The following is a 7177-nucleotide window of genomic DNA, read 5'->3' on the forward strand; positions in this document are numbered from 1 at the left end:
TGGCCCCCGCGCGGCCTTGACCTGGCGTGGTCGGGTGCTCCTGACCGCCGCGCAGCCCCCACCCGGCTCGCGCACCCGGCCAGGCGGCGCAACAACGTGGTAAGATCTTTCGTGAGTGTGGTAAGCTCTTTCGTGAGGCAACGAACCCCGACAAAGTAAGATTCTCTCGTGAGGCAGAACGCCGGCAATTCTAATTATCGTTGATCAGCGCGGTCTGAATCGGCTCGGGCTCATGCACCAGGCGCTTGGCGAAACCGACGCGGCCCGATCCTCTTTGCGCGAGGCCTTGGCGATCCGCCGGCGCATCCTCGGCGAAATGCACCACGATACGGCCAACACCCTGGGGCACCTGGGGATGCTCCACCTGACCGCCGGACGCCCGCAACAGGCCCAGCCCCTGCTCGCCGAGGCGCTGCGCCGTCACCTGGCCCGCCTGGGCGAGCGCCACCCCTATACTGCGCGCAGCCTGCTGCGGATGGGCCAGGTCTGTGCCGCGCTGGGCGATCAAGCGCGTGCGCGTGCGTACCTCAACCGGGCGGTGCTCATCTACACGGCGGTGCTTGGCGCCGATCACCCCTCTACACTGGTGGCGCGGACGGTCGCTTACGCGGGATAGCCCGCAGACGTGTGGCGCATCGTGTGATGATGGGAGCGCATCGAACGCTGTTTTTTGTGGTACAATTGTGCGGAATGCAGCTATGCTAGCTATTCCCAGGACGGCTCTATGAACTCAGGAGCTTCAACATGACGACTTCCCACCAGTTTGGCGGCCAGTGGACTGATGAGAAGCTCGATAGGCTGCGCAAATACCTTCACGCCTATCGGACGATCTTCACCAAGAATCCACGCGCCGCAATGTTGCGCACCACGTTTGTCGATGCCTTTGCGGGAACAGGCTACCGGCAAAGCCCAAAGGCAGCGTCGGCACAAACACTCCCGCTTCGGCTCGATGACCTCCCTGTTTACGACGATGATGCCACCTTGTTCCAGCAAGGCAGCGCACGCATCGCGCTCGAAACCAGCCCACCGTTTGATCACTACCTGTTCATTGAGCAAAATCCCGCCTATATTGCTGAATTGGAGCAACTTCGTCAACAGTTCCCGGCTGTTGCACAGCGAATTGAGATTGTGCAGGGTGAGGCCAACGCGACGCTGCAGGATTGGTGCAGGCGCACGAACTGGCGAACCAATCGAGCGGTCGTTTTTCTGGATCCTTATGGCATGGAGGTCGAGTGGGCAACCATCGAGGCGATTGCAAACACGCAGGCAATCGACCTCTGGGTGCTGTTTCCGCTTGGACAGGCCGTCAATCGTGTTCTGACGCGCAGTGGCCCGCCTCAGGGTGGGTGGTCAGACCGCCTCACGAAATTCTTCGGCACGGCCGACTGGAAAAATGCCTTCTACCGACCAAGTTCCCAGATGACGCTGTTTGACGAAGAAGAGCAGTTGGAGAAGGGGGCGAGCTTCGAGCAGATCAGCGCCTTTTTCCTACAGAGGCTTAACCTGGTTTTCTCGAAAGTGGCGGACAACCCCCTCTACCTGCGGAACCGTAAAAATGTGCCAATCTACTTGTTCTGCTTCGCCGCTGGAAATCCAAAAGGGGCACCAACCGCTATAAAAATCGCACAGCACATCCTGGGAAATTGAGTGGATACAACCAATTTGTCAGCCTTTTCTTTGCTTTCGTGCGATGGTTTAGTCAGGCTGCAAGTACACGAATCCTAGAGAATTGCTTGACAGCTGTGATGACTAATGATACGATGAATCGCCTTTAGCTAATTTGTTCTTTCCCGGGGATGGAATACCATGAGCCTGCAATCCGCGATCGAGTGGACTGATGCAACCTGGAACCCTGTAACTGGATGCACCGAGGTTTCCCCAGGCTGTGACCACTGCTACGCACGAACCTTTGCCGAGCGTTTTCGCGGTGTGCCTGGTCATCCCTACGAACAGGGGTTTGATTTGAAACTATGGCCGGAGCGTCTTGCGTATCCATTACAGTGGAAAAAGCCGCGGCGCATTTTCACGAACTCAATGTCTGACTTGTTCCATAAAGATGTTCCCGACGACTTCATTTTTCAGGTATTCGACATCATGGCGCAAGCGCACTGGCATACCTTCCAGGTTCTGACCAAGCGCCCCGCGCGGCTTGCCCGACTTGTTCCGCATATCAGCGAGCGCTTACGGCACTACTCTGGGCATCTCGTCTCCTGGCCAGAGCAGATCTGGCTTGGCGTTTCCATTGAGACGATGCAGTACAGCTGGCGTGCCGAACAACTCCGGCGAGTGCCGGCGGCCGTTCGCTTCATCAGCGCTGAGCCGCTTCTGGGTTCACTCAAACAGCTTGATTTGACCGATATCCACTGGCTGATTGCTGGTGGCGAAAGCGGACCAGGCCATCGTCCCTGTGATCCGGCCTGGCCACGCGAGTTACGCGATCGCTGCCGTGAAGCAGGCACAGCATTTTTCTTCAAACAATGGGGTGGGCGTACCCCAAAAACGGGTGGTCGTCTGCTCGATGATCGCACTTGGGATGACTATCCCCAGCTAATACCTGTGAGTCGGTGAGGCAGTGCTTCCGGGACGTTGCCTGATGACGTCTCCCCAGACTGGCTGCGGTGACCCATCCCGCGATTCCTCTTGGGGCGCTACTCGCTCTTTTCTCCCCGCACCCTCCGCACCTCCTCCTGCGCCCAGAGCCTGGCCTGTTTGCGGGTCAGGCCGCGTGGGGCGCCGATGTTGCGCCAGTGGGAGTTGACGGTGGTCAGGGTGATGCCCAGGGCGTCCGCGATGGCGTTGTTGGGGAGGCCTTGGGCGCTGAGCCAGATCACGTCGATTTCGCGCGAGGAGACCGCGAGCGTGGTGAAGTGAGCGACGATGGTCGGCGGAATGTCCGGTCGGGTCTCTGTCTCGGTGATGAGCGGCGGTGGGAAGAGTGGCGCCGGCTCGCCCAGGGCGAGGGCGCTGAGCGTGGCCGTCAGGCGTTCGCTGAGGGCCGGGTCGTGGGCGAAGACCACAGCGGCGACGCCATCGGGCGGTGCGGTGCGGGTCTGGAGTGGGTCAAGGGCGAGCAGCACGAGGGGGATCTGGTGCGCCTGGGCGATCGGGGCAATGGCGCTCGCCGCGCTTCCCTCGGCGATGATCGCCGTCCATGGCAGGTACTGCAAGGCCAGGCGGAGCGCGGTCGGGTGGCTGGCTTCCATGATCTGGGCGACGCCGCGCAGATACTGGGTGAGGCCGCTCCGGACGATGCGTGAGGTGCTATAGATGATGACGTGCAGGACGGCGCGCTGCACGCGACGCAGGCGTTCGAGTTCGTGGCTTTGCTGGCGGGCCAGGCTGACGACGGCGTCGTTGCGGAGGGCGGGCATCGGCTGCGCGAGGGCGGCGGAGAGTTGGCGGCGCAGACTCAGGGGATCAACCGGCTTGTACATCGGTGGCAAGCAGCCCATGGCGGTCAGCGCCGCGACGGGGATGGGGTCGGCGGTGAAGGGGACAATGGGCAGGTCGGCGCGAAGTTCACGCAGGCGCAGGTAGACACTCCCGCCTGGAAGGTCCGGCAGATGCATGTCGAGGATGACCAGATCAAGCTCGCGGTGGCGGTGCCGTACCTGGTCTACCCCGCTCAGCCCATCATCAGCCTCCACCAGCGTCCACGCGGGCGGGAGTGCCGTCCGCACATCGTCGCGGGCGGCAGGATCGTCGTCAATGATCAAGATCGTTGGCATGGCGTGCTTCCTCTTTTTCGTGATCTGGTGCGTTCCGTCCTCGCGGTCAGCGTGACGACAACAAGGGTGTTGGCCGCACATCGGGTCTGCGCCTCGTTTGCGGTACGGGACATGTTGTCCCCGGTGGCATGGTGACGACACCAAGGGTGTTGGCAGGGCGTGCTTCTTGTGATGGGACGGGGTGGTTGCTCGGCATCGCGTGCGCCTCGTTTGCGGTACGGGGCACGTCGTCCCCGGTGGCATGGTGACGACACCCAGGTCGTTGGTAGGGCGTGCTTCTCGTGGTGGGACGGAGTGGTTGCACCGCATGGTGTGCGCCGCATGGTGGTGCCGTGCGTGGCACGGAGCCACGCGCTCGCCCATGACGGCTGCCTGATGGCATCGCGTGCTCCTCGTTGCGCGGTGGTGCGTGATTCGGCGTCGGGCTCGCGCTGCGGTGGGGCCTGGTTGATCAGCATCACGTGCTCCTCGTGGTGGTACTGTGCGTGGCGCTTGCCCATGACGACGGTCTGAGCGCATGACGGACGCCTCGTGGTGGTGGGGTGGGTGCTTTCCTGCTTCCCACGCAGGTTGTCGTGCGGGCGGATGGTTGGCAGACCGTACTGCGTGGGGTAGGGTACGTTGACGACCGCATGTCCTTTTGCTTCGCGGTGTGGCGTGTGGCTCAACGCCACGCGCTCGCGGATGGCGATTACTCGTTGGCATCACGTGCTCCTCGTGGCGGTGGTCCCTGGGGTGCCTCGGCGGCGGGGAGGCGAATCCAGCAGACACTGCCTTCCCCGGGGCGACTGGTCACCCCATAGACGCCGCCCATGTGTTCGGTCAGCTCACGGACGATGCCTAGGCCCAGGCCCATCCCTGGGCCTGGCGGCGTGTTAGGGGCAGGATGACCCGCCGGCACCTGGGCTGCGTTGGGCACGCGGGTACCGGTATCGCGCACGCTGATCGTCAGCCAGCCTGGGACGTGCCGGTCATCCCAGAGTTCGATGGCAACCTGGCCGCCGGCGCTGGTTGCGTCGAGCGCGTTGGTCACCAGGTTGTCGAGGATCCGCCGCAGAGCCGTCGCGTCGCCGCGTACGGTGGCGCCGGCGCTGTTCATCACCCAGAAGAGATCCACGCGGGCGATCTGAGCCCGTTCCGCAGCGGCGTCGATCACAGCACGCACAATCGGCAGTACCGCGACGACAACGGGGGGCCGCGGAAGCAGGGGTTGGTCGCTGAGCACGCTGCGGAGTTGGCGGGCGAGACTGCGTAAGAGACCCAGGTGATCACTGAGCCGCTGGGCCAGGCCATGAATCTCGGCCCGCTCGAGTTCGCGGGCGAGCCGGCCGATCCCGCTGAGGGGCGCGGCCTGGTCGTGGATCAGGCGGGCAAGCGCGGTGATCTGTTGCTGGGACGCGGCCTGGGCGGCCTGGTGGGCTTGACGTTCGGCGTGCAGGCGGCGCCACCAGCGCTGGCGTTGGCGGGTCTGGCTGATGCGCTGGAGCACGCCGCGCCCCAGTTCGAGCCCGAGCAGGCCCAGGACGGGCGCGGGTGCAAGGTGCTGCGTCGTGATGACACTGACCAGTGCGCCCCAGACGACGAGCGACGGCAGCCATGCGGCGGGCGGCCGCGGGCGCTCGTCCGCCTGAGCGGGGGTCGGGCACTGCGCGGCCCAGCGTCGCACGGCCAGGGCCAGGAGGCTCAGCCGCAGGGGTTCCAGCAGGTCATGCGCACGGGCGATTGCCCCCGGAGGCAGGCCCACGAGCATGGCCAGGCGCAGGCCAACACTCAGCCAGAGCAGGCCCTGGATTGCGCGAAGCGCCCGCGGGCGGATGAGCGCCATGAGCATCACGGCCAGGAGCAGGGCGAGATCGAGGAGGATGGCGAAAACGAGGGGCGGTTCCAGGGGCAACGCCCCAGGAGCGTCGCGCTGGGGTGACCACGCGGCGCCAAGCAGGGTCGTGGCCCCCAGGATGGCGAGGACGGCGAGCAGGGCCTGCCCGGCGCGGAGGCTACCGCTCTCCTGCGCATCAGTGGGGGCGGCCAGCGTCGCCACACTGACACTCCCGGCGAGGCTGGCGACCACCAACGCCATGCCGGGGGTGACCGCCAGCTGCATCGCGGTCGCCATTACCTGTTGGCTCAGGCCGCTCGCGGTGATGCTGAGCACCCCGGCCACGCCGAGCCAGATGCGCCGGTCAGGGCCGGGCATCCGGGTGGTGAACGCCACGCTCAGACCCACGACTCCCCACCCGATGGTGGCTGCGCTCAGGTCGAACCAGATCTGCGGCACCAACAGCGGGCCGCTCGCGAAGGCCAGGAGCGCGGCGCGGGTGAGTGCGGCGGTGACCAGGCCCCAGGCCAGTGCGTGCAGCACGGCAGCGCGGGGCCCAGCGGTGGCGGGTGCGGGGGCTCGCATCACCTCACCAACGGTCACGCCAGGGCCGCACGGGGCCATGAACCGCGTCAGCTGTTAGCGCCGGAATGATCGCATCACCTCACCATCAGTGACCTCAGCACCGCGACCGACAAGCAACGTCGGCGTGTGACCCGCCTCGGCCCGGCTGTCGTTGGGCCGCCATCAGGCACGCCAGGCACGCCAAGGACAAGCCCCCACGCCGCAACGGCAGCCGTCGACCGACCTGCCTCGGGTGGGCGCGGGACGGTGCCCCCAGTGAACCCCAAAGCGTGCCTGAGTATAGCACGAAACGCAAAAATGTTCGATTTTACGAGATTACCGTTGCATGACAGGGAGGGTCACAGGTGGAACATTTGATCGTCTTTTGATCATTTTTGACCCTGGGCGTGACCCCTGTGGGTGCGCTATCATCGCGCTAGACCAGGTGGCCCTACGCGCACCACGGCGGCGTCCGTCCCGTCCTTCGGACGTCTCCCGTGGCACGCGGGGCCTCACGGGTGTGGGGCTGATCGCGGCCCTGATCATGATCTGAGGAAGGAGGGAGAGCATCCGCATTGACGCTTCTGGGTTCGAGAACCACGGCGCGCCATCCATCACGCCTGGGTCGTCAGGCTCGGTGTCGTCAGTGGCACGGGATCGTGGTGCGGCGGAAGCGGCGAACGCTCGGCCTCGCACCAACACCGTGCAAAGAAGGCGATTGGGTTGACGCAGCGGCCGCACTGTTTTTCGCGTCGGTGAACACCCCTTCGCGCCTTCGCATAAGCTTCTTTGAAAGATACTGTTGGCAAACTCACCAGGAGCGCCGCGTGCTGCACTCCGACGAAATGAAACCCATGAACACGTTTGGGTTGAACCCATCACTCCGCTGGTCACTCCTGCCGCTTGACGGTCGCCAGGGGATCCTCTGGTCATCGCTGCGCGGGAAGCGCCGTCGCCGCATGGCGATGTTAGGCTCCCGTGAGCACCTGGGCCAGGCGGTTCCGGGGTGGTGGTGGGCGCACGCCCGCCAGCCAGCGGGCCGTACGGCGCAGATTCACCCCAACACCAA

Annotated in this window: 6 protein-coding genes; 4 read left to right on the forward strand and 2 right to left on the reverse strand. The window is 64.5% G+C overall.

Annotation, left to right across the window (positions count from 1 at the left end):
• The first annotated feature begins 214 nt into the window (after positions 1 to 214).
• The 3 genes from EKD05_RS24800 (at position 215) to EKD05_RS24810 (ending at position 2568) form a co-directional block, all read left to right on the forward strand.
• Positions 215 to 616 (forward strand): tetratricopeptide repeat protein, encoded by a 402-nt coding sequence (locus tag EKD05_RS24800; protein WP_255427270.1) that lies wholly within the window; start codon positions 215 to 217, stop codon positions 614 to 616.
• A 128-nt stretch (positions 617 to 744) separates the two neighbouring features.
• A complete protein-coding gene (locus tag EKD05_RS24805; RefSeq protein WP_129678231.1) occupies positions 745 to 1647 on the forward strand; it encodes a three-Cys-motif partner protein TcmP in 903 nt (300 codons plus the stop codon).
• Positions 1648 to 1806: 159 nt separating this feature from the next.
• Entirely contained in the window at positions 1807 to 2568 is a 762-nt protein-coding gene (locus tag EKD05_RS24810) for a DUF5131 family protein (RefSeq protein ID WP_129678233.1), read from the forward strand.
• Between the two features lie 80 nt (positions 2569 to 2648).
• Here EKD05_RS24810 and EKD05_RS26175 read toward each other — a convergent pair whose 3' ends face one another.
• Both EKD05_RS26175 and EKD05_RS24820 read right to left on the reverse strand, forming a co-directional pair.
• On the reverse strand, positions 2649 to 3728 hold the full coding sequence (locus tag EKD05_RS26175; protein WP_165360962.1) for a response regulator: 1080 nt from the start codon (positions 3726 to 3728) through the stop codon (positions 2649 to 2651).
• A gap of 691 nt (positions 3729 to 4419) precedes the next feature.
• A complete protein-coding gene (locus tag EKD05_RS24820) occupies positions 4420 to 6129 on the reverse strand; it encodes a HAMP domain-containing sensor histidine kinase (RefSeq protein ID WP_165360963.1) in 1710 nt (569 codons plus the stop codon).
• Between the two features lie 833 nt (positions 6130 to 6962).
• On the opposite strand from EKD05_RS24820, the gene EKD05_RS24825 reads away from it, so the two are divergent.
• On the forward strand, positions 6963 to 7177 hold a 215-nt coding region (locus tag EKD05_RS24825; RefSeq protein ID WP_165360964.1), incomplete at its 3' end, for a hypothetical protein.

It is taken from the genome of Candidatus Chloroploca sp. Khr17, from assembly GCF_004138165.1.
GTDB lineage: Bacteria > Chloroflexota > Chloroflexia > Chloroflexales > Chloroflexaceae > Chloroploca.